Origin of the sequence: Bradyrhizobium sp. AUGA SZCCT0222, from assembly GCF_018130205.1 — a bacterium.
GTDB lineage: Bacteria > Pseudomonadota > Alphaproteobacteria > Rhizobiales > Xanthobacteraceae > Bradyrhizobium.
In genome coordinates this window covers 74,829-97,043 of record NZ_JAFCLX010000010.1, presented here as the reverse complement: position 1 = coordinate 97,043, position 22,215 = coordinate 74,829, and the positions used below count along the sequence as shown (strand labels likewise).

Sequence of the window (22,215 nt, the reverse complement as noted above, 5' to 3'; positions counted from 1 at the left end):
TACTCGCATGGCGGCGAATTGTTTCAAACCTATAAGTTATATGCCTAAAATACTTTTGGGCTTGTCCTGCAGGCGGCCGATGTGAGTAGATATCGTCGAACTGAATCCTGATCGTAGGCGTCTGCGCCGGCTACTCAAGACCAAACGGAAACCGACCCGCATGATCTTTCATCAGATTTCCGACTGGAACGACGCCTACGCCAATGGCCCGAACATCCCCGGTGGTGAGCGCTGGCCGGCGGCCTGGGTGCAACCCGCCCAGGCCTACCGCGATGAACTAGGGGGTAGTGGCCGCGCGACGCTTGATATCGGCTATGGCGAGCGGCCGCGAAACCGCTTCGATCTGTTCCGTCCCGAGGGCCAACCCAAGGGACTGGTCGTTTTCGTCCATGGCGGGTTCTGGCGCGCCCTTGACAAGAGTTTTTGGTCGCACCTCGCGCGCGGCGCCGTCGAAAGCGGCTATGCGGTGGCGATGCCTTCCTACACGCTTTGTCCGGCGGTTCGCATCGCCGATATTACACGCGAGATTGCCGCTGCGATCGCGCAGGCAGCCTCGATGGTGGAAGGCTCGATTTTCCTGACAGGCCACTCCGCAGGCGGACATCTGGTCACGCGCATGATTTCGGCGACTTCGCCGCTGTCGGAGGTCGCCCGCGCGCGCATTCGCAATACCGTCTCGATCTCGGGCGTCCATGACCTTCGCCCAATGCTGAACACCGCGATGAATGCCGATCTTCGGATCGACGACGCCGAAGCGCAAACTGAAAGCCCCGTGCTGTTGCGGCCTTTGCCTGGAGCCCGGGTGACTTGCTGGGTGGGCAGCACGGAGCGCCCGGAATTCGTCCGACAGAACGCCCTGCTTGCGAACATCTGGACCGGGCTCGGCGCGCAGACCTGCACGATCGAGGAACCCGGTCGCCACCATTTCAACGTCATCGACGGCCTGGCCGACCGGAATCATCCGATCGTCCGAACTCTCTTGGCCGATGCCGTGTAGCCTGCGCTTGGTGAGTTATCTGGTGCCGTAAGCGCGGTCGCCAGCGTCGCCGAGACCAGGTACGATGAAGGCATTGTCGTCCAGCCCCTGGTCGATCGCGGCGAGCCAGATTGGAACGTCCGGGTGAATGCCGCGCACGCGCTCGACGCCCTCCGGCGCGCCGATCAGGCACACCAGCCTGATGTCGTTGGCGCCGCGTTCTTTCAGCCGGTCGATCGCGGCGACGGCGGAGTTCGCCGTTGCCAGTATCGGTGAAATCACGATCACCAGTCGCTCGTGCAGATCGCTCGGGGCCTTGAAGAAATATTCGACGGCAACGAAGGTTTCCGGCTCGCGGTAAAGACCGATATGCGCGATACGCGCGGTCGGCACCAGATCGAGCATGCCGTCGGCAAACGTAATGCCGGCGCGCAGTATCGGCGCGAACACCAGCTTCTTGCCCGCGATCTGCGGCGACATCATCCGCGCAAGCGGCGTTTCGATTTCGACGTCGGCCAGCGGCAGGTCACGGGTGACTTCGTAACACAGCAGCATCCCGATCTCCTTGAGGAGTTCGCGAAACGACTTGGTCGAAATGTCTTTTCTCCGTAACAGCGTTAGCTTGTGCTGCACCAGCGGGTGACTAACGATCGTGACGCCGTCCATGTTGCCAATCCCAGATCTAGAAAACAGTGCCGTCGCTGATAATTTTCACCGGCGGCGAAGCGTCGGCGCGGCGTTCGCGCGCCAGCAATCGACCCGCCGCCCAGGTGCCACCCTCGAGAATTTTTGCCAATGGCATCGAGGTGGCATCGACTTTGAGCCGGTGTCGTAAACCATCGGCGATGCGGTCAAGCAGCGCCACTGTCAGCGCACGCCATTCCACGACCAGAGGTGACGCGACCTCGTGTTCCCTTTGCGCGGACTCCGGATCGCGAAACGCCAGCACGCCGGTATCGATGAACAGTCCGCCATTGCGATATTCGGCGAGGCCGGTGAGACCATCGATATCGGTCACGGTGATGCCGGCCGTTTGCAGCGGCTCGATCAGGGAGTAAGCCAGCCATTGCGAGAGCTTATGCAGCGGCACAAGTCCATTTGTCGCATCCGCTGTCGTCAATGCTGGATGCTTCCAGCAGTCGCCGAGCGGGATTCCGCCCAACGTCAGCCGCGATGGCCAGATTGGGCCGAGCTGTTGCAGCAACTCCACAAGAATGGTTGGCGCGGGAAGCTGTCCGCCGTAGGCGAGTTTCGCCAATCGATCGAACAGGCCGCCGGGCCGCGGCGTGTCCTGGCTGCCGAACACATCCGGCTTTGAGACCACCAGCCGGCCCAGCCGGCGCAATAGCTCAGCGCGACCGTCCATTCCGACCAGCGGATTGGTATCCGAGACCTGCATGCCGCTCTCGAGGTCGGCGACGGCCAGATTTGCAAGGATCTCGCCATCGGCGCGCAGCGGCTCCTGCGGATCGGCGGAGAATGCGCCGCCCGCGAACATCGCGAGGCTGGCGAGCCCCAATCCTTCCGAACGGCCGATGTCAGATCCGGTTTTCGGATCGTGGTAGCGCCACGACGGTCCGGCACCGGCATCGAGGAAGACGCTGACGATCGCCAGATCGAATTCGGCCCGGGCGCGGGCCGCCCGACCGAGCCATTTGGTCCGGCCGGCGATATCGGCCCAGCGATTATCCCCATTGGTAACGAAGTGCCGCCAGCGCGAATGAAAGGGAACGTCGAAGGAGGGATAGGCCTTGCGCGTGGTCTCCAGCACCAAATCGACGGCGCTGTCCATGCGATCGAGGTGAACACGGAAATTCGGCAGCCTGTCGTCAAGGCCGATTGCGAGCATGCGATGCGCCCGCTTACGGACCGCGCTGGCGTTCAGCAATGACAACGCGGCCGAAATCTCCGGATCTGCGGGGGACACAGCGCCCTCTCAAAATTTTTCGAGCGGACGGCCGACCGGATTGTCCGGACTTTCTTGCGGCTCGGGCGTGTAGTAGCCGGCGGCTTTCTTTGCCGCGATTTCCACATGCGCGTCGGCTGGGATCATGTCGTCGGGGATAGGCACGCGTTCGACGATTTCGATGCCCTGGCCGGTCAGCGCGTCGTGCTTCATGTCGCTCATGGATACGAAGCGGTCGATCCGCTTCAGGCCGAGCCAATGCACCACATCCGGCATCAATTGCTGGAACCGGGCGTCCTGCACGCCGGCGACGCATTCGGTGCGCTCGAAATACTGGGCCGCGGCATCGCCGCCTTCCTGACGCTTGCGCGCGTTGTAGACCAGAAACTTCGTGACTTCGCCGAGCGCGCGGCCTTCCTTGCGATTGTAGATGATGATGCCGAGACCGCCGGTCTGGCCGGCGCGCGCGCATTCCTCGATGCCGTGAATGAGGTACGGACGGCAGGTGCAGATATCAGAACCAAACACGTCGGAGCCGTTGCACTCGTCATGCACGCGGCAGGTGATCTTGGTACGGTGGTCCGGCAGCTTGGTAACGTCGCCGAACAGATAAGCCGTCGTGCCGCCGATCGGCGGCAGAAAAACCTGCAGATCGGGCCGTGTCACCAGTTCCGGAAACATGCCGGCGGTCTGCTCGAACAATTGCCGCCGCAGATTGTTTTCGGTGGTCGCGAAGCGCTCCGCCAGGCCCGGCAGATACCAGACCGGATCGATCGCGATCTTGACCACGGAGACGCTGCCGTTCTTGTGAACGACATCGCCGTCCTGCTTGAGTCGTCCGGCTTTGATCGCGTCCTGCAGCTCGGGCAGGTCGAGTCGCGCGCGGGTGATCGCGATGCTGGGGCGGATATCGATGCCCTCGGCGATTTCGGTTGCAAAGTTTTCGGCGGCGAGATGCCCCCATGAATCCAGCGAAACGATTTTCTGCGGATCCGACCATTGCGGAAACGGCCCGACGGTTTCGGCGGGGTGGGTGTTGGTGAGATCCGGGCGCCGGATCGGATCGAGCGCCCCGGAGGAGACGGCCAGTGCCCGATAGACTGAATAGGAGCCGCCATGGGTGCCGATGACGTTGCGGTCCTGCGGGCGCGACACCGTTCCGATCACCGGTCCGCGCTCACGCGCGCTGGCGGCGCCCCAGCTGATTGGAAAGTTGAGCTTGGCACCCGGAGCCGGGTGCGACGTAATGCGAATATGGTCAACCCGATTGGAACGAGTCATCGCTACGAGCCCTGAAACGGCGACGGCCCGCCTGGACAGACGGGCCTGGTCACACCAACGTTACATTCAGCAGCGGTTGCAGCTGAGAGAGCAATATAATCAAATTTTTGCCGATTACAACGGCGGTCAGAACGCGCCACGGAGGCCCTCCCGGCCTGTTAACCTTTTGGGTGCGGTGCCGCGATGCCTGTTTTTATGCCCCCGCAGCATTGCAGGGCAGATATCGGCATCGGTCGATGCCTCCCGACTTTACGATCCCGTGTTTCGCGGCGAAGGTGACGTTCGATTGCGGACATCAGCAACGCTCAGGAGACCGCCATGCCAACCGTCGACCTCAATTCCGATCTTGGCGAAGGATTTGGGACTTATCGCTGCGGGGACGATGACGCTATGCTCGCCATCGTCACCTCGGCCAACGTGGCCTGCGGGCTTCATGCCGGCGACCCCGAGGTGATGGCGCGGACGTTTGCCGTCGCGCGCAAGCGCGGCGTCGCGGTGGGAGCCCATCCCGGGTTTCCGGATCTATGGGGTTTTGGCCGCCGCCGTCTCCCGTTCTCGAATGGCGAGATCGAAAGGCTCATCGCCTACCAGATCGGGGCGGCCATGGCGCTTGCGGCTTACGCCGGTCATCGTATCACCTATGTGAAGACCCATGGCGCGCTCGGCAACATCGCCTGCGAGGAACGCGACGTTGCGGACGCGGTAGCGCGGGGGGTGCGGGCGGTCGATCCCAATCTGGCGTTGCTGGCCATCGCGGTGACGGAGCTGGTTGCGGCCGGTGAAGCCGCGGGACTTGAAATTCATCAGGAGATCTATGCCGACCGTGGTTACACCGAAACCGGGCAATTGATCCCGCGCGGCCAGCCCGGTGCGATGATCGAAGGCGCTGAAGAAGCTGCCGCGCGCGTGCTCGCGATGGTCGAGGCGGGGGCGGTGATCACCGCAAGCGGCAAGCATTTGCCGACGCCGATCCGTTCGATCTGCGTTCATGGCGATTCCGATCATGCGGTTGCGACCGCCAGCCTCGTGCGCGCGCGATTGGAGCAGGCCGGTATCGCGCTGAAACCCTTTAAACCGATGGCCGCATGACGCTGCAGATCGACCCGCGCTTTCTCGACGCGGGGGAAGCCGCCCTCGTCGTCGAATTCGGTGATACCGTTGATCCCGTGATTAACGACAGGGTGCTCGCCCTCGACGCGGCTTTGCGTGCCGATCCTCCCGTTGGCACGCGCGAGTTCGTGCCGACCTATCGCTCGCTCATGATCCATTACGATCCTCTGCAGATTGACAGGGAAACGCTGGTTGCCATCGTGCGCCGTATGATGACGGGTCTTACCGAATGGCGGGGCGAGGGCACCATTTGGACGTTGCCTTGTTGTTACGATCCCGCGCTGGCCGAGGATCTCGACGAGGCCGCCAGGATTCTCGGCCTCACGCGGGATGACGCCGTCGCTTTGCATACGAAGGCGACGTATCGCGTCTATATGTGTGGTTTCACGCCTGGCCAAATCTATCTGGGCGGCGTACCCGAGCAGCTGAAGATATCGCGCCGCGCTACACCGAGGCCGCCGCATCCGGCTGGTGCGGTGTCGATCGGAGGTGGTCTTGGCACCGTTGTGCCGTTCGTGATGCCGACCGGTTGGTATGTCATCGGCCAAACGCCGGAGCGCCTCTTTGCCGCGGAACGCAAGGATGCCTTTCTGATCCAGGCGGGCGATCTCGTGCGGTTCGAGCCGATCGATCTTTCGACTTTCCGCGATCTGGCGCAACGGGCGGCGAGCGGCGAAGTCGTTGCCCGCAAGCGTGCCGCATGAAGGCTGACGCTTCGGAAGCGATTTTTCGCATCCTGTCGGCCGGGCCGGGTGCGACGCTGCAGGACGCCGGCCGGTACGGCTATCTGCGCTTTGGTGTCACTGCCGCGGGCCCGATGGATCAACTGGCGCATGCGACGGCAAACCTTGCGGTTGGCAATCCCGCGGGCGCAACCGCGATCGAAGTATCCGTCGGTGGGTTAGAGGTGACCGCTGAATCCGGACCGCTCTGTGTCGCCGTTGCCGGCGGCGAATTCTCGCTCAGCCTCGACGGCAGGTCGCTCCCACCGGCGGTGGTACTCAATCTGGAGGCAGGCGCCGTGCTGAAAATTCGCGCCGGCGGTCGCGGCTCCTGGTGCTATCTGGCGGTGGCGGGCCGCTTTATCGTGCCAAAGGTGCTGGGCTCTCACGCCACTCACACGCGCACCGGCTTCGGCGGCGTGAATGGGCGCGCGCTTGCCGCGGGCGATCGTCTCGCCATCGAGCGATCCGCTTCTTCGACATCGTCGCTGAGCGCCATCGCAGCACCATGGCTCGAACGTCCCCTCGAAACCATTCGCGTGGTCCTGGGCCCTCAGCACGACTACTTCGCCAACGACCAGATCGCCGCGTTTCTTGCCGGGCCCTGGACGGTCTCCGCCAAGGTCGATCGCATGGCGTATTATCTTGACGGACCCCGGCTGACGCACGCGCGTGGCTACAACATCGTGTCTGACGGGATCGCCATGGGGGCGATCCAGGTGCCGGGAGACGGCCGGCCGATCGTTCTGATGGCCGATCGTCAATCCACCGGCGGCTATCCGAAGATCGCCACCATCATCGGTCCCGATCTTGGCCGGCTGGCGCAGGCGCGACCGGGAGCGGTGTTCAGATTCGCGGCGGTCACGATCGGACAGGCGGTCGAAGCGCGCCGCAGCGAGGCCGCGTTGCTGGCGCGCGGCATTGTCGTCGAGCCGCTGACGCGCACCGAACTCAGCTCCGAATTCCTGCTTGGCCTCAATCTGATCGACGGTGTTGTCGGCGCTGAGGCCTCCGGATGAGGCTCCGGCCATCAACGGGGTTCAATGCCTAAGCGCCGTCCTGGTCCAGGGCGCGGCTCGCCTGCCGGACTTCGTTCAGGAACGCCTTGGCCAGGCGCGACAGAGGCTCCGCCTCAGACCACAGCATATACGCCACGGCCACGGTTTTTGGCGTGAACGGCCGGACGATAAGGCCCTGGCCGCCGCCCTGGCGCGGCGAAAATGGATCGACGACCGCAGCGCCTACGCCGGCGGCCGCCAGCACGCAGGCGGTATTGCAGTATCGCACTTCGACGGTCGGCTGGAACGGAGCGCCGGCTTGCGCAAAACTCTCGCGCACGGCTTCACCCAATCGCGTACCGCGCTCCAGCCCGATGAAGGGCAAGCCGACGAGGTCGGTGGCTGAAATGACCGGCCGTTCGGCCAGCGGATGGTTCGGCGGCAAGACGCAGACCATTTCGCCGGTGTGAACCACCTCGTGCGCGATGCCGGGATGATGTGACAGCCCAAGCGCGAAGCCGAGTTCTGCGACCCTGCTCGTGACGCCGTCGATGATACCCTCGTAGCGCCGTACGTCGAAGAAGACGCGCGTCTGCTGACGGCGGCGCAGGAAGTCCGATAGAGCGTGTGGAATGATGCTGTAGGCCAGCGGCGGCGTCGCCACGATCGATAGAAGGCCGGTGCGGCACTCCCGCAAATCGCGCACGCGATTTTCGAGCTTGGCGTGCAGCGCAAAGATCGCTTCACTTTCCTTGTAGAGTGTCATCGCCTCTGATGTCGGGAACAGCCGGTTGTTGACGCGCTCGAACAAGGCGAAACCTGCCTGTGCTTCCATCGCCTTGAGCGCATTGCTGATGGCCGGCTGCGACAGCGCCAGTTCGTCGGCCGCCGCCACCGTGGTCCGATGGCGGATGACCGCCCGCAGGATCTCCAATTGGCGCAGGTTCATATAACCACCGGTTATTGTCTCGGTGAAAATATCATAGCACGAGTGATTGCGTTTTGGTCCGCGCTTTCGCGTAATCACCTCTGCATCGGGGCGTTGCCGGAGCGGGCTTGTCCGCCTCCTGCGTAAGCAATCCGCTCAGATTGGAGGCAATGTTGGTTCGAGTTCTCCGCGCCGCCGCCGCTCAGATGGGGCCGACGCAAAAAGCGGATCCGCGAGAGCATACGCTTGGCCGGATGCTGGAACTGCTGGAGGCGGCAGCGGCGAGTGGCGCAACGCTGGTGGTTTTTCCCGAACTGGCGTTTACGACCTTCTTCCCGCGATGGCTGATCGAGGGTGAAGCGCTCGAGCATTATTTCGAGCGCGGCATGCCGAATCCGGCCGTGCAGCCCCTGTTCGATCGCGCCCGGGCGCTGCGGATCGGCTTCTATGTCGGTTACGCCGAGCTGACATCCGATGGTCAGCGCTTCAATTGCTCGATCCTGGTCGATGGCGACGGCGAAATTCTCGGCCGCTATCGCAAGGTGCATTTGCCCGGTTCGGTCGAGCCGCGGGCCGGCGCACGCTACCAGCAGCTCGAAAAACGCTATTTCGAATATGGTGATCTCGGATTTCCTGCCTTTCGAGCGGGGGCGGATTGGCGCCATGCCATCATGGGCATGATGATCTGCAACGATCGCCGCTGGCCGGAAGCCTGGCGCGTGCTGGGCCTGCAGGGCGTCGAGCTGGTGTGTATCGGTTACAATTCCGCGGCCTACGATCCCAACGGCGGTGTTTCCGAAGATGCGGCGCTGCGTACCTTCCATTCAAAGCTCGTAACGCAGGCCAACGCTTACATGAACGCGACCTGGGCGATCTCGGTCGCCAAGGCAGGGAACGAGGACGGCTCCGGACTGATCGGCGGCTCCTGCATCGTCGATCCGAATGGCCGGATTGTTGCAGAGGCGCAGACACTCGCCGACGAGGTCGTCGTCGCCGACCTCGACCTCGATCTCTGTCGCCAGGGCAAGGACAAGATGTTCAATTTCGCCGCGCATCGGCGGCCGGAGCAATACATGGCCATTACGGAGCGCGCGGGCGTCGTCGAACCGGCCGATCTCGATGCGATTTAACATGATGCGTCCAGTCGCGGCCGCGGGCCGAAGGAGCTGATATGACACGCCTCTGGTACTCCGCTGGTTTCGCCGCTCTCCTTGCCATTACAGCTGCGCAGGCCGCCGAACTGCCTGAAACGATCAAGCAGGCGGGCACGTTGCGGCTGACGGTCAATTCGACCTACGCGCCCATGGAGTATCGCGATCCGACGACGAACCAACTCGTCGGGCTCGACATCGATCTCGCGAACGAGCTTGCGAAACGCCTCGGCGTGAAGATCATCTGGAGCGAAACGCCGTTCGCCGAGCTCATCCCCTCATTACAGACCAAGCGCGCGGATTTCATCATCAGCGGCATTTCGGATCGCGCCTCGCGGCGCGAGACCGCTGATTTCATCGACTATCTGGCGACAGGTCCGCAGTTCTTCGTTCTGGCTGAAAATGCAGCGAAGACCGCCATCGACCTTTGCGGCAAGAAGGTCGGGACGACGCGTAGCACCAGCTTCCCGATCGAGATCGAGAAATGGAGCAAGCACAACTGCGAAGTGACCGGCAAGCCCGCCGTGCAATATGTTCCGGGCGAAAACAGCATCGATGTCCGCAACCAGCTCAAGCAGGGCCGCATCGATGCCGCGGTGCAAGGCAGCGAGACCTTGCCCTACGCCCAGGCACAGGAGGCCGGGAAATACCGTATTATCGGTGAGCCGTTCTCCACCGGCTATCAGGGCATCATGTTCCGGAAAGACGATGCGGCGCTGCGCGAGGTGGTGACGGAGCACCTCGCCGTGATGATGAAGGATGGTTCGTACAAGGCCATCCTCGACAAATGGGGGCTCGGAGCGAACGCGGTCGGCCAGCCGATGATGAACGCGGCCACGCAATGAGAACGGCGCCAGCGCTGGCCGGAGGCTTCCCCGACATTTCTGGCATGACGGTCGCGCGTCAGGCGCATTGGCAGCGTTGGCTTGCCGCGGCGGCTATTCTCGTGGTGCTGGCCGCGATCGGTCGCGCCTTCGTCAACGGTCAGATCGAATGGAGCTATGTCGGCCGCTTCCTGACTGCGAAGGCGATCCTCGAAGGCATCGTCAACACCATGGTGATGGCGGTGCTTGCGATGGCCCTTGGCATCGTGCTCGGCGTCGTCGCCGCGATCATGCGGCTGTCGCCCAATCCAGTGCTCAAATCGGTCGCAGCCGGCTATACGTGGCTGTTCCGCGGCACGCCGCTGATCCTGCAGCTGCTGCTCTGGTTCAACATCGCGCTGGTGTTTCCGACGATCGGCATTCCCGGCCTGTGGGAGGCCCGGGCGGTCGACGTCATGACGCCATTCCTTTCAGCCCTTCTCGGCCTTGGCATCAATCAGGGCGCCTATACGTCCGAAGTGATGCGGGCGGGCATGCTGTCGGTCGACGTCGGACAATATGAGGCCGCGCAGGCGATCGGCATGGGGCGGCTGCGCGCGCTGCGCCGGATCATTCTGCCGCAGGCGATGCGGGTGGTGATCCCGCCGCTCGGCAATGAATTCATCGGCATGGTGAAGGCGACGTCGTTGGCGAGTGTCATCCAGTATCCGGAGGTGCTGCACGCCGCGGAGAACATCTATTACGCGAATTCGCGCGTGATCGAACTGCTGATCGTCGCCGGATCGTGGTATCTGCTCGTCGTGTCAATTCTGACGCCTCTGCAGATGCTGCTCGAGCGACGCTTCGCGCGTGGATCGTTGCAGATCACCCGATGACCCAGCCCCTCGTCGCCATCCGATCGGTCAGCAAGAATTTCGGGGAGTTTCAGGCCCTGAACAAGGTCTCGCTGGACGTCCGGGCAGGCGAGGTGCTTTGCCTGATCGGTGCGTCAGGGTCGGGCAAGACGACGCTGCTGCGTTGCATCAACCAGCTTACGCCCGTCGACAGCGGCGGCATCTGGCTCGATGGTGAGTTGCTGGGCGTGCGGGAAGAGGGCGGGCGATTGCATCGCCTCACCGAGCGACAGATTGCGCGCCAGCGCCTGAAGACCGGCATGGTGTTTCAGCGCTTCAACCTGTTCCCGCACAGGACAGCGCTGGAAAACATCACCGAAGGTCCGGTGCAGGTGCAGGGCCGCAACCGGGCTGAGGTGCAGGTGGAGGCGATGAAGCTGCTGCGGCGGGTCGGACTGGTGGCGAAGGCCGATGCCTATCCCTCTCAGCTTTCCGGCGGGCAGCAGCAGCGGGTGGCGATCGCCCGTGCGCTTGCCATGAAGCCGATGCTGATGCTGTTCGACGAGCCGACCAGTGCGCTCGATCCCGAACTGGTCGGAGAGGTGCTCAGCGTCATGAAGGAGCTTGCCCGCAGCGGCATGACGATGATGGTGGTGACGCACGAACTCGGCTTCGCGCGCGAGGTCGCCGACACCGTCATCTATATGGACCATGGCGCGATCGTGGAGTCCGGGCCCGCTGCCGAAGTTCTCGGCGCGCCCCGTGAGGTGCGCACAAAATCGTTTCTTTCCGCGGTGATCTGATGGGGACATTTTCATGATCAAACGTATTCTTGCAGCGGCGTTCCTCTGTGCCGCCGATAGCTCAGCCATGGCGGTCGAGCTGCCTCCGGAAATCGTAAAGCAGGGCAGTATCAAGGTCGCGATCGTGCCTAACTATCCGCCGTTGGAATTCAAGGATCCGGCGACCAACACGCTGGCCGGTTTCGACGTCGAGCTCGGCGAGGCGCTCGGCCGCAAGCTCGGGCTCAAGATCGTCTGGCAGGAAACCAGTTTTGACCAGATGATGCCCGCGATTGCGACGGGGAGGGTGGATGCGATCCTGTCCGGGATGACCGACATGGCGAGCCGGCAGGATACGGCGACCTTTGTCGACTACCTCCGCAACGGTCCGCGCTTCTTTGTGCAGCAATCGCGGGCCGCCGAGTTCAAGGACACGAAAGCGTTCTGCGGAAAAAAGGTCGGCGCCAGCCGCCGCACGTCGTTTCCGAAACTGATCGCCGCCTGGAGCGACGCGAATTGCGGCGGCAATCCGATTGTATACGTCGGCACCGAAGGCTCGGCCGATGCCCGGACCCAGCTCAGGCAGGGACGGCTCGACGCAGCCGTTCAGGGCGGCGAGACGCTTCCCTACATCATGGACCTCGAGCCCGGGACTTATGTTCCGGTCGGCGAGGTTTTCGCGGTCCAGTTCACCGGACTTGCATTGGGTGTGAAGGAGACGGTGCTTCAGAAGGCGTTCGTGGAGGCCCTCGACGGCTTGATCGCGGATGGCTCCTACCGCGCGTTGCTGGCGAAATGGAAACTGACCGACTACGGCGTAGAAAAGGCGATGATCAATGCAGGACAGTAAAGCGCTCGCGAGCATTCCGCTGGTACCGGCGAACACCGCGCCGATGGCGCCGGAGTATCCCTGGCCAAAGCCCTATACCTCGGCGATGTTCCTTTCCTTCGACGTGGACGCGGAGAGCGCCTGGACCAGCAAGGACGCAACCCACGCCCAGCGCCTGATCACGATGAGCTATGGCGGCTACGAGGCGCGCGTCGGCACGCCGAAGCTGCTGGAACTGCTCGATCAGCTTGATCTGAAGGCGACGTTCTTCATCACCGGCTGGTCGGTGGATGCGCATCCCGCGATGGCCGAGGCCATTCTCAAGGCCGGCCACGAGATCGGCCATCACGGCTATCACCATTTGCTGCCGGATCCGGGCGATCCCTGGATCGAGGAAGAACTGGAGCGAGGTTTTGAGGCGCTGAAGCGTCGCCTTGGTGTCAAGCCGACCGGCTATCGGGCGCCTTACGGCGAATTCACCGAAGAACTGCGCGTGGCGCTGGTGCGCCACCGCATCGTCTATACCTCCTCGTTTCGGGACGACGTGCGGCCTTACCGCCATCAGCTGGCGGATGGCCGGCCGGGCACGATCGAGCTTCCGGTGACCGCAAGCTATGACGACTGGATGCACGGCCTGTCTGCCCGGTTCAGCCCGCGGCCGATCTTTCCGAAAGAGCATGTGCTTTCGATCTGGAAGGATGAGCTCGACGAGATCAGAGATTGGGGGGCGATGGTGACGACCGTGCTGCATCCGCAATGCAGCGGCCGCCCGATGCGGCTGCGCCTGCTGCGGGAATTTCTCACTTACGCCAAATCCTGCCCCGATCTGTGGATCACGACCGGCGAAGCGATCGCGGCGAATTTCAGCCGTCACGAAGCCGCCAGCCGCTGAGAACCGCACCGATTGAATATCCGCCGATTGATTGTTCCAGGAGTTCTCGATGCTTGTTTCCCGCCGCTCACTGTTGAAGGCTGCCGCCGCGGCGCCGGCGCTGTCGCTGCCGGGAATCCTGCGGGCGCAGTCGCAGACCACACTGCGCTTCATTCCCGTGATCGATCTGACCTTCATCGACCCGATCTACTCCACGGCGCAGGTCTCCCGTAACCATGGATTCATGGTCTACGACACCCTCTACGGCATGAACTCGGCGCTCGAGGTCTCGCCGCAGATGGTGTCCGGGCATGTCGTCTCCAATGACGACCGGCAATGGGATCTCACGTTGCGCGACGGCCTGCTATGGCATGACGGTGAGCGCGTGCTGGCGCGGGATTGCGTCGCCAGCATTCGCCGATGGGCGGCTCGCGACGGATTCGGCGCCGAACTGATGGCGGCGACGGATGAATTGTCGGCACCGGACGACCGCACCATCCGCTTTCGGTTGAGCAGGCCTTTCCCTCTGCTGCCCGCGGCGCTTGGCAAGGCGGCGATCCAGGCGCCGTTCATGATGCCCGAGCGGCTGGCGAGCCAGGATCCGTTCAAGCCGCTGACCGAGGTGGTGGGCAGCGGTCCTTTCCGTTTCGTGGCAGACGAGCGGGTGCAGGGCGCGCGCAATGTGTATGCCCGCTTCGATCGCTATCAGCCCCGTCAGGATGGCAAGCCGGATTGGACCGCCGGTCCCAAGGTCGTTCACTACGACCGCGTGGTCTGGACGACGATGCCGGATGCGGCGACAGGGGTCGCTGCACTGCAAACGCGCGAACAGGACTGGCAGGAAACGACGCCGCACGATTTGCTGCCGGTGCTGAAGCGTACCGGCGTCACCACGCGGATCCTCGACCCGCGAGGGTACACCTGCATGTTGCGGGTGAACCATCTGCAGCCGCCATTCGACAATCCGGCTATCCGCCGCGCGCTGCTCGGCGCGATCGACCAGTCCGCCTTCATGACGGCGGTTGCGGGCGAAGATCCCGCCTATCAATCCGCGCCGATCGGCTTCTTTGCGCCGGGTACGCCGATGGCAAGCGATGTCGGCCTGAACGTGTTCCGCGGGCCTCGCGACATGGCAAAGGTCAAGGCTGATCTGAAAGCTGCCGGTTATAATGGTGAGAAGGTGGTGCTGCTCGTCCCCACCAATTCGCTGGCACAAAAGCCGCTCGGTGACATCGCCGCCGACATGCTGCAGCAGGCCGGCATGAACGTCGAATATGCCGGGCTGGATTTCGGCCTGGTGTTGCAGCGGCAGTTGAAAAAGGATCCTGTCGCCCAGGGCGGCTGGAGCGCGGGCGTCGGTAACTGGCAGGGCATCGATTGGCTGAACCCGGCTGGCAATTCGAACCTGCGTGGCGACAGCAAAGTGGCCGGCTGGTACAAGAGCGAGAAGATGGGGGCGCTCCGAAGCCAATGGCTCGCCGCCGCCAATCTGGCCGAGCAACAGCGGATCTGCCGCGATATCCAGGCCTTGTCGTTCGAGGAAATTCCCTATTTTCCGATCGGCCAGTATAAACAACCAACCGCCTACCGTTCTGGTATCACCGGGATCCTCGACGGCACGGCCGTGTTCTGGAATGTGAAACCCGCATGAGCACGATCGCGATCTTCGGCAGCTATGTATTGTCACGCAAGGACGGTGCGCAGGAGGTGCTGCGCGATCATTGGGTGCTGCTCGAGGGCAAGCGGATCGCCGCCGTCACGCGCGAGCGCCCGTCCGCCACCGAGGTGTTCGACCGACCGGGCCGCTTCGTGCTGCCCGGGCTTTTGAACCTGCACAACCATTGCTTCAGCGAAGCCGTCGCCCGGACCCATACGGAGGACGGCAACGGTCGCAAGAACAACCAGAGCATCGTCTATACGGTGCTGCTGCCGCTGACCAAGCGGGGTGCCGACATGCTGTCGCCTTCGGAACGGCTCGCCATCGCACGGCTCGGCATTCTGCAATTGCTGAAGGGCGGCGCCACCACGGTCATGGAGCCGTTTCGCAACACCATCCCTGAAATGTTCGACGCCGCCGAGGAGATGGGCATCCGCTTCTATGGCGCGCCGTATTTGTTCTCCACATCGGACGCCAAGGCCGGGCCGGACGGCGTGGTGCGCTACGCGGGCGATGACGGCCAGGCCGATATGGATACCTGGAACGCGCTGTACCATCGCTGGAACGGTCGCGGCGATGGGCGGATCGGCCTTGCGATGAGCCCGCACGCGACCGACACCTGTGGTCCGGATCTGCTGCGGGCATGCGCCGCCCGCGCACGCGAGCTCGATGTTCCCATCACCACCCACCTCGCGCAGAGCCAGGCCGAAGTCGCAACGATCGGGAGCCGTCACGGTGGCCGCACGCCGGCCGAATACCTCGACTGGCTGGGCCTGCTGGCACCGGACCTTCTGGCCGCGCACTGCATCGCGAGCAGCGATGGCGATTTGAAGCTGATGGCGGCGAGGGGCGCCACGGTGCTGAACTGCCCGCGCGTGTTTGCGCGCGCTGGCGTTACCGCGGCGTTCAGCCGGTTTGCCGGGCACGGCGTGCGGACGGTGGTCGGAACCGACGGCTACAACATGGATCTGCTCGGCGAACTCAACGCGGCGTCGATGATCTCGAAGATCGTGTCTGCTCGGCCCGACGTCGCCAATGCACCCGAATTGATCGAGTCGGTCACGGCAACAGCGGCCGCGGTCATCAAGCGAGCGGATCTCGGGATCATCACCCCGGGCGCAACAGCCGACCTCACCGTCGTTGATTTGACCCATCCCCATCTGCAACCGCTGTTCGATCCGCGGCGTGGGCTGGTGGCGCTTGGCAATCGCGCCAATATCGACCAGGTCATTGTTGACGGGCGTGTGCTGATCGATGGCGGCCAATACATTCATGGCGACGAGGCCGCGACGATCTCGGCTGGAACCGCGGCCATCGGCAAAATCTGGGATTTGCCAGAAGCCCGGGCGGCCTTTAATGGCTGACGGTCCGCACACGCGCAATGTTGGAAGGGCGTGACACGCTCCCGCCGCTTCCTTGACCGTCATATCAGGAGTTCGCAATGCCTTTCGATTTGATCTTGCGCGGCGGTCGAGTAATTGACCCATCCCAAAAACTCGACGCCGTGACGGATGTCGCCTTTGCCGGCGGCAAGGTGGCCATGGTCGGAAGCGAGCTCAAGGCCGATCCCGGCACCGACGTGCGCGACGTCTCAGGTTACATCGTCACGCCGGGCCTGATCGATCTGCACACCCATGTTTATTGGGGCGGCACTTCGCTTGGCATCGACGCGGAAGAATTCTGCCGCACGTCGGGCGTCACCACGGCGGTTGATACGGGTAGTGCCGGCCCAGGAAATTTTGCGGGCTTTCGAAAGCACGTCATCGAGCCGAGCCAGGTCCGCATTCTCGCTTATCTGCACGTCTCGCATGCGGGCATCTTCGGCTTCTCGCATCGGGTTATGGTCGGCGAGAGCGAAGAGCTCCGGCTGATGAATCCGATCGACGCTGCCATGGTGGCGGATCAAAATCGTGATCTCATTGTCGGCATCAAGGTGCGGGTCGGTCTTCACGCCTCGGGCACTTCAGGTATCGTGCCGCTCGACATCGCGCTTGAGGTCGCCGAACAGGTCGGCATGCCGCTGATGGCGCATATCGACCATCCGCCGCCGAGCTACGAGGAGGTGCTCGCCCGTCTGCGTCCGGGTGACGTCCTCACCCACGCATTCCGGCCATTTCCCAATACGCCCGCCACGACCCAGGGCACGGTGAAGCGGGCGGTGCTCGAGGCGCGCGAACGCGGCGTGTTGTTCGACATCGGCCACGGCAAGGGCTCCTTCGCCTTCAAGACTGCACGGGCGATGCTCGCCAACGGCTTCTATCCCGACACCATCTCTTCGGATGTCCATCTGTTGTGCATCGACGGCCCAGCGTTCGATCAGGTGACGACCATGTCCAAGTTCCTCTGCATGGGCATGCCGCTCCCGGACGTGGTCGCCGCTTCAACGGTCAATGCCGCGATGGCGCTGCGGCGTCCCGAACTCGGCAGCCTGAAGCCGGGCAGGGCCGGAGACGCCACCCTGATCTCGATCGCGCAAGGGCAGTTTGACTATGTCGACGTCATCGGCGAGCATCTGATCGGCGACCGCAAGATCGTGTCCGAAGGCGTCGTCATTGGCGGTCGCTGGTGGCACCCGAAACCATCGGAGAAGTTCAGGCAACTCGCAGCAGGTTAATCGGCCCTGGATGATGCATCGCTCGAAGATGTGATCGATCGAAAAATGTTTCTTCGTTCATGATCGACCTGACTTTCGGCAGCGGAACAACCTGGCCCCGCTGGCATACCATTTGCACGCAAAGGAAACTGATCGCTATCATCTGATTGGCCTGTTTCACCTCACCGGCGCCGAACCCTCGGCCCATGAAACGGGCGGAATCGTTCATCACAACCCAAAATCGGGGAGAGCACTATGGATCGCAGGACGCTGTTGAAGGGATTTGCCGGGGTGGGCAGCCTGGCCGCAACGGGTGGCTTGTCGATGCCGGCCCTTTCCCAAGGCGCCGCGGCGCGCACCTTGCGCTTCGTGCCCCAGGCCAACCTTGCGAATTTCGACCCCATTTGGGGGACCCAGTATGTCGTGCGCAACGCCGCCGCGATGGTGTGGGACACCCTCTACGGCGTCGACGCGGCGCTGCAGCCGCAGCGCCAGATGATCGAGTCCGAGGAGACCTCCGATGACGGTCTGGTCTGGACCTTCCGGCTCCGGCCGGGGTTGAAGTTCCATGACGGCGAGCCGGTGCTGAGCAAGGATGTGGTGGCAAGCCTGACGCGTTGGTCGGCTCGCGATCCGATGGGACTGATGCTCAAGGCGATCCAGAACGAACTGGTCGCCGTCGACGACAGGACCTTCAAGTGGTCGCTGAAGGCGCCTTATCCGAAAATGCTGCTGGCGCTGGGCAAGAACAGCACGCCGATCGCCTTCATCATGCCGGAGCGCCTCGCGCAGACCGATCCGTTCAAGCAAATCCCCGACTATATCGGCTCGGGCCCGATGAAATTCGCGAAAAGCGAGTGGGTGCCCGGCGCCAAGGCGGTGTTCGAGAAATTTGCCGATTACACGCCGCGGCAAGAGAAGGCGTCCTGGCTGGCCGGCGGCAAGCAGATGCTGATCGACCGCATCGAATGGGTGGTGATCCCGGATCCCGCTACGGCGGCCGCAGCACTTCAGAACGGCGAGGTCGATTGGTGGGAAAATCCGATCACCGATCTCGTGCCGTCACTGAAGAAGAACCGCAACATCAACGTCGACATCGCCGACCCACTCGGCAACATCGGCTCGTTCCGGATGAACCATCTGCATCCGCCCTTCAACGATGTGAAGGCGCGGCGCGCCGTGCTCACCGCGCTGAGCCAGGAAGATTACATGCGAGCGTTGGTTGGAGATGACCCCGCGCTCTGGAAGCCGCTGCCGGGCTTCTTCACGCCGGATACGCCTCTCTACAGCGAGGCGGGCGGCGAGATACTAAAGGGCAAGCGCGACCTCACAGCGGCCAAGAAGCTCCTGGCCGAGAGCAATTATTCGGGACAGCCGGTCACTTGCCTGGTGGCGCAGGATCAACCGATCACCAAAGCGTTCGGCGATGTCACCGCCGATCTTTTGAAGCAGATGGGGATGAACGTTGATTTCATCGCGACCGACTGGGGCACGGTCGGTTCCCGCCGCGCCCAGAAGACGCCTCCGGGCCAGGGAGGCTGGCAAGTATTTCACACCTGGCACGCCGGCGCGGATTGCGTCAATCCGGCCGTCTACAATGCTGTTCGAGGTACTGGCGACAAGGCGTGGTTTGGCTGGCCTACGAGCGAGGCCGTGGAAAAGGAAGTCACGGCCTGGTTCGGCGCCAAGAATCTCGACGAGGAGAAGGCCGCGGTGGGGCGCCTCAATAAGGCGGCGCTCGAGGACGTCGTCTATGCGCCGACCGGCTTCTTCCTGAGCTATACGGCGTGGCGCAAGAATGTCTCCGGCATCGCGAAGGGGCCGCTACCGTTCTTCTGGGGCGTGTCGAAGACCGCGTGATGGGACAGTGAATCGACATGCTCTCGTATATTCTGCGGCGTATTCTCTCGACCTTGCCCGTAATGGGGATCGTCGCGCTGTTCGTCTTCAGCCTGCTTTACATCGCGCCGGGCGATCCGGCGGCGGTGATTGCTGGTGACCAGGCAAGCCCCGCCGACGTCGAGCGGATACGCCAAAGCCTTGGGCTCGACCGGCCGTTTCTGGTCCAGTTCAGCAGCTGGCTATGGGACATCTTGCACGGGAATCTCGGCACCTCGATCTTCACCAATTTGCCGGTCGCCAAGATGATCGCGCAGCGGATCGAGCCGACATTCTCGCTGATGGCGATTACGCTGGTGCTGACTATCCTTGTCGCGGTTCCGCTCGGCGTGGTGGCGGCATGGAAGGCGGGAAGCTGGATCGACCGCACCATCATGGCCTTCGCCGTGTTCGCGTTCTCGCTCCCGGTCTTTGTGGTCGGATACGTGCTTGCCTATGTGTTCGCGCTGCAGTTCGAATGGCTTCCGGTGCAGGGCTATACGCCGCTATCCAATGGCGTCTGGCCATGGTTCCAGAACCTGATCCTGCCGGCGCTTGCCCTCGGCTCCGTCTACATCGCGCTGATCGCGCGCATTACCCGGGCCTCGATGCTCGAGGTGTTGCAGCAGGATTATGTCCGCACCGCCCGCGCCAAAGGCCTTGACCAGCGCAGCATCCTGTTCGTTCACGCGCTGAAGAACGCGGCCGTTCCGATCGTGACGGTGATCGGTATCGGTATCGCGCTTTTGATCGGCGGCGCGGTGGTGACCGAAAGCGTGTTCGCCATTCCGGGCCTTGGACGGCTCACGATCGACGCGATCCTGCGCCGCGACTATCCCGTCATCCAGGGCATCGTTTTGCTGTTCAGCTTCCTCTATGTGCTGGTCAACCTGATGGTCGACGTTACCTACACCCTGGTTGACCCGAGGATCCGCTATTGACCGTCCTGGAAACCAACACGCTACGGATACCACCGGGTCTTGTGGTCGCGCCGCAATTGCCGGATCTGCTGTCGCCGGTCAAGATTCGTCGCGGCGTCCTCGGTTTCCTGCGCAACCATCCGACGGTGGCGATCGGCGGTGCTTTGCTCGTCTGCCTCGTCCTGGTAGGAATCTTTGCGCCTTATCTCTGGACCGTCGATCCGACCGCGATCGCGCCCGCCAAACGCACGCGCTTGCCTTCCGCGGACTACTGGTTCGGAACTGACTTGCTCGGCCGCGACATCTATTCACGCGTGATCTACGGGGCGCGGGTCTCGCTCACGGTCGGTCTTTCGGTGGCGATACTGGCATCGCTGGCCGGTCTCGCCATCGGTCTTGTTTCCGGGTTCGTGCGATGGGCCGACGGCATCATCATGCGGTTCATGGACGGGCTGATGTCGATCCCGCCGATCCTGCTTGCGGTTGCGCTGATGGCGCTCACGCGCGCCAGCGTCGGCAATGTGATCCTGGCGATCACGGTAGCCGAGATCCCGCGCGTCTCGCGCCTGGTACGCAGCGTCGTGCTGTCGCTGCGTGAACAGCCCTATGTGGACGCCGCGACGGCCTCCGGCACGCGAACGCCGATGATCATCCTGCGCCACATCCTGCCCAACACGCTGGCGCCGATGCTGGTTCAGGCGACCTATATCTGCGCCAGCGCCATGATCGTGGAGTCCATATTGTCCTTCATCGGTGCCGGCACGCCGCCCACCATTCCCTCCTGGGGCAACATCATGGCCGAGGGCAGGGCGCTGTGGCAGGTCAAACCCTACATCGTATTCTTTCCCGCCGCGTTCCTGTCCGTCACCGTGCTTGCCGTCAACCTGCTCGGTGACGGCCTGCGCGATGCGCTCGATCCGCGCATGGCCAAGAGTCTCTGATCTGATGGCATTGCTCGAAGTCGAAAATCTGCAGACCCATTTCCGGACCCCCGAGGGCATCAACCGCGCCGTGGACGGTGTTTCCTTCCATGTCAATGAGGGCGAGACGCTGGCCATCGTCGGCGAATCCGGTTGCGGCAAGTCGGTCACCTCGATGTCGCTGATGCGGCTGATCCCCGAGCCTCCCGGCAAGATCGCGGGCTCGATTCGTTTCCAGGGCAAGGATCTGCTGCAACTCTCCGAGCGCGACATGCGCGCCATCCGCGGCAACGACATTTCGATGATCTTCCAGGAGCCGATGACGAGCCTCAATCCGGTGCTGACGGTCGGTCGTCAGATCGGAGAAACGCTGCGCATGCATCAGGGGCTCGACAAGCAGGCCGCAGAGGCCCGCGCCGTCGAGATGCTGAATCTGGTTGGCATCCCGGAGTCTGTACGGCGCGTGCGCGAATTTCCGCATCAGCTTTCCGGCGGCATGCGCCAGCGCGTGATGATCGCGATGGCGCTGGCCTGCAACCCAAAACTCCTGATCGCCGACGAGCCGACCACGGCGCTCGACGTCACGATCCAGGCGCAGATCCTGCAGTTGATGCTGGACCTCAAGCGCCGGGTCGGTGCGGCGATCATTCTGGTCACCCATGATCTCGGCGTGGTCGCCGAAATCGCCGAGCGCGTCATGGTGATGTATGCCGGCCGCAAGGTTGAGGAGGCGCCGGTGGCCGAACTGTTCCGCTCGCCGCGTCATCCCTATACGCAGGGCCTGCTCGGCGCGGTGCCGAAGCTCGGCTCTTCGTTGACAGGGGCCGCGCGGCGTCTCGCCGAAATCTCGGGCCAGGTGCCCAGCCTCAAAGGACGGATCGAGGGCTGTGTGTTCGCGGGGCGGTGCACACTGGCGACCGATCTCTGCCGGCAGGTCGCGCCGGGTCTTGAAGAGAAGGGCCCCCGCCATATCGCTGCCTGTCACTATGCCGCCAAGGAGGCGGCTGCGGCATGAACGCGCCACTGCTCCAGGTCC

At 63.2% G+C, this 22,215-nt stretch carries 21 protein-coding genes; 17 read left to right on the top strand and 4 right to left on the bottom strand.

All coding sequences use genetic code 11. The annotated features are described in order from the left end of the window. Positions 1-160: 160 nt before the first annotated feature. Entirely contained in the window at positions 161-997 is an 837-nt protein-coding gene (locus JQ629_RS11355; RefSeq protein WP_212412734.1) for a hormone-sensitive lipase, read from the top strand. 15 nt (positions 998-1,012) lie between these two features. Here JQ629_RS11355 and upp read toward each other — a convergent pair whose 3' ends face one another. From upp to JQ629_RS11340, 3 genes are read right to left on the bottom strand one after another with little or no spacing between them, the layout of a single operon-like run. Beyond that, positions 1,013-1,642 carry a uracil phosphoribosyltransferase gene (gene upp, locus JQ629_RS11350; protein WP_212412733.1) on the bottom strand — a complete coding sequence of 210 codons (630 nt, stop codon included), beginning with the start codon at positions 1,640-1,642 and terminating at the stop codon, positions 1,013-1,015. A 16-nt stretch (positions 1,643-1,658) separates the two neighbouring features. Then, the gene (locus tag JQ629_RS11345; RefSeq protein ID WP_212412813.1) at positions 1,659-2,882 is read right to left on the bottom strand and encodes a URC4/urg3 family protein; all 1,224 of its coding nucleotides are present in this window, start codon (positions 2,880-2,882) and stop codon (positions 1,659-1,661) included. Between the two features lie 30 nt (positions 2,883-2,912). Then, positions 2,913-4,163: a GTP cyclohydrolase II gene (locus JQ629_RS11340; protein ID WP_212412732.1), complete on the bottom strand. Its 1,251-nt coding sequence runs from the start codon at positions 4,161-4,163 to the stop codon at positions 2,913-2,915. Positions 4,164-4,481: 318 nt separating this feature from the next. On the opposite strand from JQ629_RS11340, the gene JQ629_RS11335 reads away from it, so the two are divergent. Genes JQ629_RS11335 through JQ629_RS11325 form a run of 3 tightly spaced genes read left to right on the top strand, consistent with a single transcriptional unit; the run spans position 4,482 to position 7,014 of the window. Continuing rightward, positions 4,482-5,252, top strand: a complete 771-nt coding sequence (locus JQ629_RS11335; protein ID WP_212412731.1) for a 5-oxoprolinase subunit PxpA — start codon at positions 4,482-4,484, stop codon at positions 5,250-5,252. Next, positions 5,249-5,977, top strand: coding sequence for a 5-oxoprolinase subunit B family protein (locus tag JQ629_RS11330; RefSeq protein WP_212412730.1), 729 nt, complete (start codon positions 5,249-5,251; stop codon positions 5,975-5,977). Before JQ629_RS11335 ends, JQ629_RS11330 begins: the two co-directional genes overlap by 4 nt. Beyond that, positions 5,974-7,014 (top strand): 5-oxoprolinase subunit C family protein, encoded by a 1,041-nt coding sequence (locus JQ629_RS11325; protein ID WP_212412729.1) that lies wholly within the window; start codon positions 5,974-5,976, stop codon positions 7,012-7,014. The genes JQ629_RS11330 and JQ629_RS11325 overlap by 4 nt, the downstream gene beginning before the upstream one ends. A gap of 28 nt (positions 7,015-7,042) precedes the next feature. On the opposite strand, the gene JQ629_RS11320 is transcribed toward JQ629_RS11325, so the two are convergent. Further along, a complete protein-coding gene (locus JQ629_RS11320; RefSeq protein ID WP_212412728.1) occupies positions 7,043-7,942 on the bottom strand; it encodes a LysR family transcriptional regulator in 900 nt (299 codons plus the stop codon). Between the two features lie 149 nt (positions 7,943-8,091). On the opposite strand from JQ629_RS11320, the gene JQ629_RS11315 reads away from it, so the two are divergent. The 13 genes from JQ629_RS11315 to JQ629_RS11255 all read left to right on the top strand — a co-directional run bounded on the left by JQ629_RS11315 (position 8,092) and on the right by JQ629_RS11255 (position 22,194). Next, on the top strand, positions 8,092-9,051 hold the full coding sequence (locus tag JQ629_RS11315) for an N-carbamoyl-D-amino-acid hydrolase (RefSeq protein ID WP_212412727.1): 960 nt from the start codon (positions 8,092-8,094) through the stop codon (positions 9,049-9,051). A 41-nt stretch (positions 9,052-9,092) separates the two neighbouring features. Then, on the top strand, positions 9,093-9,917 hold the full coding sequence (locus tag JQ629_RS11310) for an ABC transporter substrate-binding protein (protein WP_212412726.1): 825 nt from the start codon (positions 9,093-9,095) through the stop codon (positions 9,915-9,917). Further along, positions 9,914-10,771 carry an amino acid ABC transporter permease gene (locus JQ629_RS11305; RefSeq protein ID WP_212412725.1) on the top strand — a complete coding sequence of 286 codons (858 nt, stop codon included), beginning with the start codon at positions 9,914-9,916 and terminating at the stop codon, positions 10,769-10,771. Before JQ629_RS11310 ends, JQ629_RS11305 begins: the two co-directional genes overlap by 4 nt. Beyond that, the gene (locus tag JQ629_RS11300) at positions 10,768-11,532 is read left to right on the top strand and encodes an amino acid ABC transporter ATP-binding protein (protein ID WP_212412724.1); all 765 of its coding nucleotides are present in this window, start codon (positions 10,768-10,770) and stop codon (positions 11,530-11,532) included. The genes JQ629_RS11305 and JQ629_RS11300 overlap by 4 nt, the downstream gene beginning before the upstream one ends. Before the next feature lie 16 nt (positions 11,533-11,548). Beyond that, positions 11,549-12,361: an ABC transporter substrate-binding protein gene (locus JQ629_RS11295; protein ID WP_212412812.1), complete on the top strand. Its 813-nt coding sequence runs from the start codon at positions 11,549-11,551 to the stop codon at positions 12,359-12,361. Then, positions 12,348-13,232 (top strand): polysaccharide deacetylase family protein, encoded by an 885-nt coding sequence (locus tag JQ629_RS11290; protein ID WP_212412723.1) that lies wholly within the window; start codon positions 12,348-12,350, stop codon positions 13,230-13,232. Before JQ629_RS11295 ends, JQ629_RS11290 begins: the two co-directional genes overlap by 14 nt. A gap of 49 nt (positions 13,233-13,281) precedes the next feature. Next, a complete protein-coding gene (locus JQ629_RS11285; RefSeq protein WP_212412722.1) occupies positions 13,282-14,862 on the top strand; it encodes an ABC transporter substrate-binding protein in 1,581 nt (526 codons plus the stop codon). After that, on the top strand, positions 14,859-16,232 hold the full coding sequence (locus JQ629_RS11280) for an amidohydrolase family protein (protein ID WP_212412721.1): 1,374 nt from the start codon (positions 14,859-14,861) through the stop codon (positions 16,230-16,232). The genes JQ629_RS11285 and JQ629_RS11280 overlap by 4 nt, the downstream gene beginning before the upstream one ends. Positions 16,233-16,309: 77 nt before the next feature. Next, positions 16,310-17,482, top strand: a complete 1,173-nt coding sequence (locus tag JQ629_RS11275; RefSeq protein ID WP_212412720.1) for an amidohydrolase/deacetylase family metallohydrolase — start codon at positions 16,310-16,312, stop codon at positions 17,480-17,482. Between the two features lie 234 nt (positions 17,483-17,716). Beyond that, a complete protein-coding gene (locus tag JQ629_RS11270; RefSeq protein ID WP_212412719.1) occupies positions 17,717-19,321 on the top strand; it encodes an ABC transporter substrate-binding protein in 1,605 nt (534 codons plus the stop codon). Between the two features lie 17 nt (positions 19,322-19,338). Next, a complete protein-coding gene (locus JQ629_RS11265) occupies positions 19,339-20,280 on the top strand; it encodes an ABC transporter permease (RefSeq protein WP_212412718.1) in 942 nt (313 codons plus the stop codon). After that, complete coding sequence (locus tag JQ629_RS11260; RefSeq protein ID WP_212263713.1) at positions 20,277-21,200, top strand: ABC transporter permease; 924 nt, start codon at positions 20,277-20,279, stop codon at positions 21,198-21,200. Before JQ629_RS11265 ends, JQ629_RS11260 begins: the two co-directional genes overlap by 4 nt. Before the next feature lie 4 nt (positions 21,201-21,204). Next, positions 21,205-22,194, top strand: a complete 990-nt coding sequence (locus JQ629_RS11255) for an ABC transporter ATP-binding protein (protein WP_212412717.1) — start codon at positions 21,205-21,207, stop codon at positions 22,192-22,194. Positions 22,195-22,215 lie beyond the last annotated feature (21 nt).

Excerpts from the sequence above, each read along its gene's own strand:
- JQ629_RS11275 (WP_212412720.1), top strand. The coding sequence starts at position 16,310 with ATGCCTTTCGATTTGATCTTGCGCGGCGGTCGAGTAATTGACCCATCC.
- JQ629_RS11290 (WP_212412723.1), top strand. The coding sequence starts at position 12,348 with ATGCAGGACAGTAAAGCGCTCGCGAGCATTCCGCTGGTACCGGCGAAC.
- upp (WP_212412733.1), bottom strand. The coding sequence starts at position 1,642 with ATGGACGGCGTCACGATCGTTAGTCACCCGCTGGTGCAGCACAAGCTA.
- JQ629_RS11335 (WP_212412731.1), top strand. The coding sequence starts at position 4,482 with ATGCCAACCGTCGACCTCAATTCCGATCTTGGCGAAGGATTTGGGACT.
- JQ629_RS11285 (WP_212412722.1), top strand. The coding sequence starts at position 13,282 with ATGCTTGTTTCCCGCCGCTCACTGTTGAAGGCTGCCGCCGCGGCGCCG.
- JQ629_RS11280 (WP_212412721.1), top strand. The coding sequence starts at position 14,859 with ATGAGCACGATCGCGATCTTCGGCAGCTATGTATTGTCACGCAAGGAC.
- JQ629_RS11255 (WP_212412717.1), top strand. The coding sequence starts at position 21,205 with ATGGCATTGCTCGAAGTCGAAAATCTGCAGACCCATTTCCGGACCCCC.
- JQ629_RS11355 (WP_212412734.1), top strand. The coding sequence starts at position 161 with ATGATCTTTCATCAGATTTCCGACTGGAACGACGCCTACGCCAATGGC.
- JQ629_RS11340 (WP_212412732.1), bottom strand. The coding sequence starts at position 4,163 with ATGACTCGTTCCAATCGGGTTGACCATATTCGCATTACGTCGCACCCG.
- JQ629_RS11270 (WP_212412719.1), top strand. The coding sequence starts at position 17,717 with ATGGATCGCAGGACGCTGTTGAAGGGATTTGCCGGGGTGGGCAGCCTG.
- JQ629_RS11300 (WP_212412724.1), top strand. The coding sequence starts at position 10,768 with ATGACCCAGCCCCTCGTCGCCATCCGATCGGTCAGCAAGAATTTCGGG.
- JQ629_RS11325 (WP_212412729.1), top strand. The coding sequence starts at position 5,974 with ATGAAGGCTGACGCTTCGGAAGCGATTTTTCGCATCCTGTCGGCCGGG.
- JQ629_RS11265 (WP_212412718.1), top strand. The coding sequence starts at position 19,339 with ATGCTCTCGTATATTCTGCGGCGTATTCTCTCGACCTTGCCCGTAATG.
- JQ629_RS11305 (WP_212412725.1), top strand. The coding sequence starts at position 9,914 with ATGAGAACGGCGCCAGCGCTGGCCGGAGGCTTCCCCGACATTTCTGGC.
- JQ629_RS11310 (WP_212412726.1), top strand. The coding sequence starts at position 9,093 with ATGACACGCCTCTGGTACTCCGCTGGTTTCGCCGCTCTCCTTGCCATT.
- JQ629_RS11330 (WP_212412730.1), top strand. The coding sequence starts at position 5,249 with ATGACGCTGCAGATCGACCCGCGCTTTCTCGACGCGGGGGAAGCCGCC.
- JQ629_RS11320 (WP_212412728.1), bottom strand. The coding sequence starts at position 7,942 with ATGAACCTGCGCCAATTGGAGATCCTGCGGGCGGTCATCCGCCATCGG.
- JQ629_RS11315 (WP_212412727.1), top strand. The coding sequence starts at position 8,092 with ATGTTGGTTCGAGTTCTCCGCGCCGCCGCCGCTCAGATGGGGCCGACG.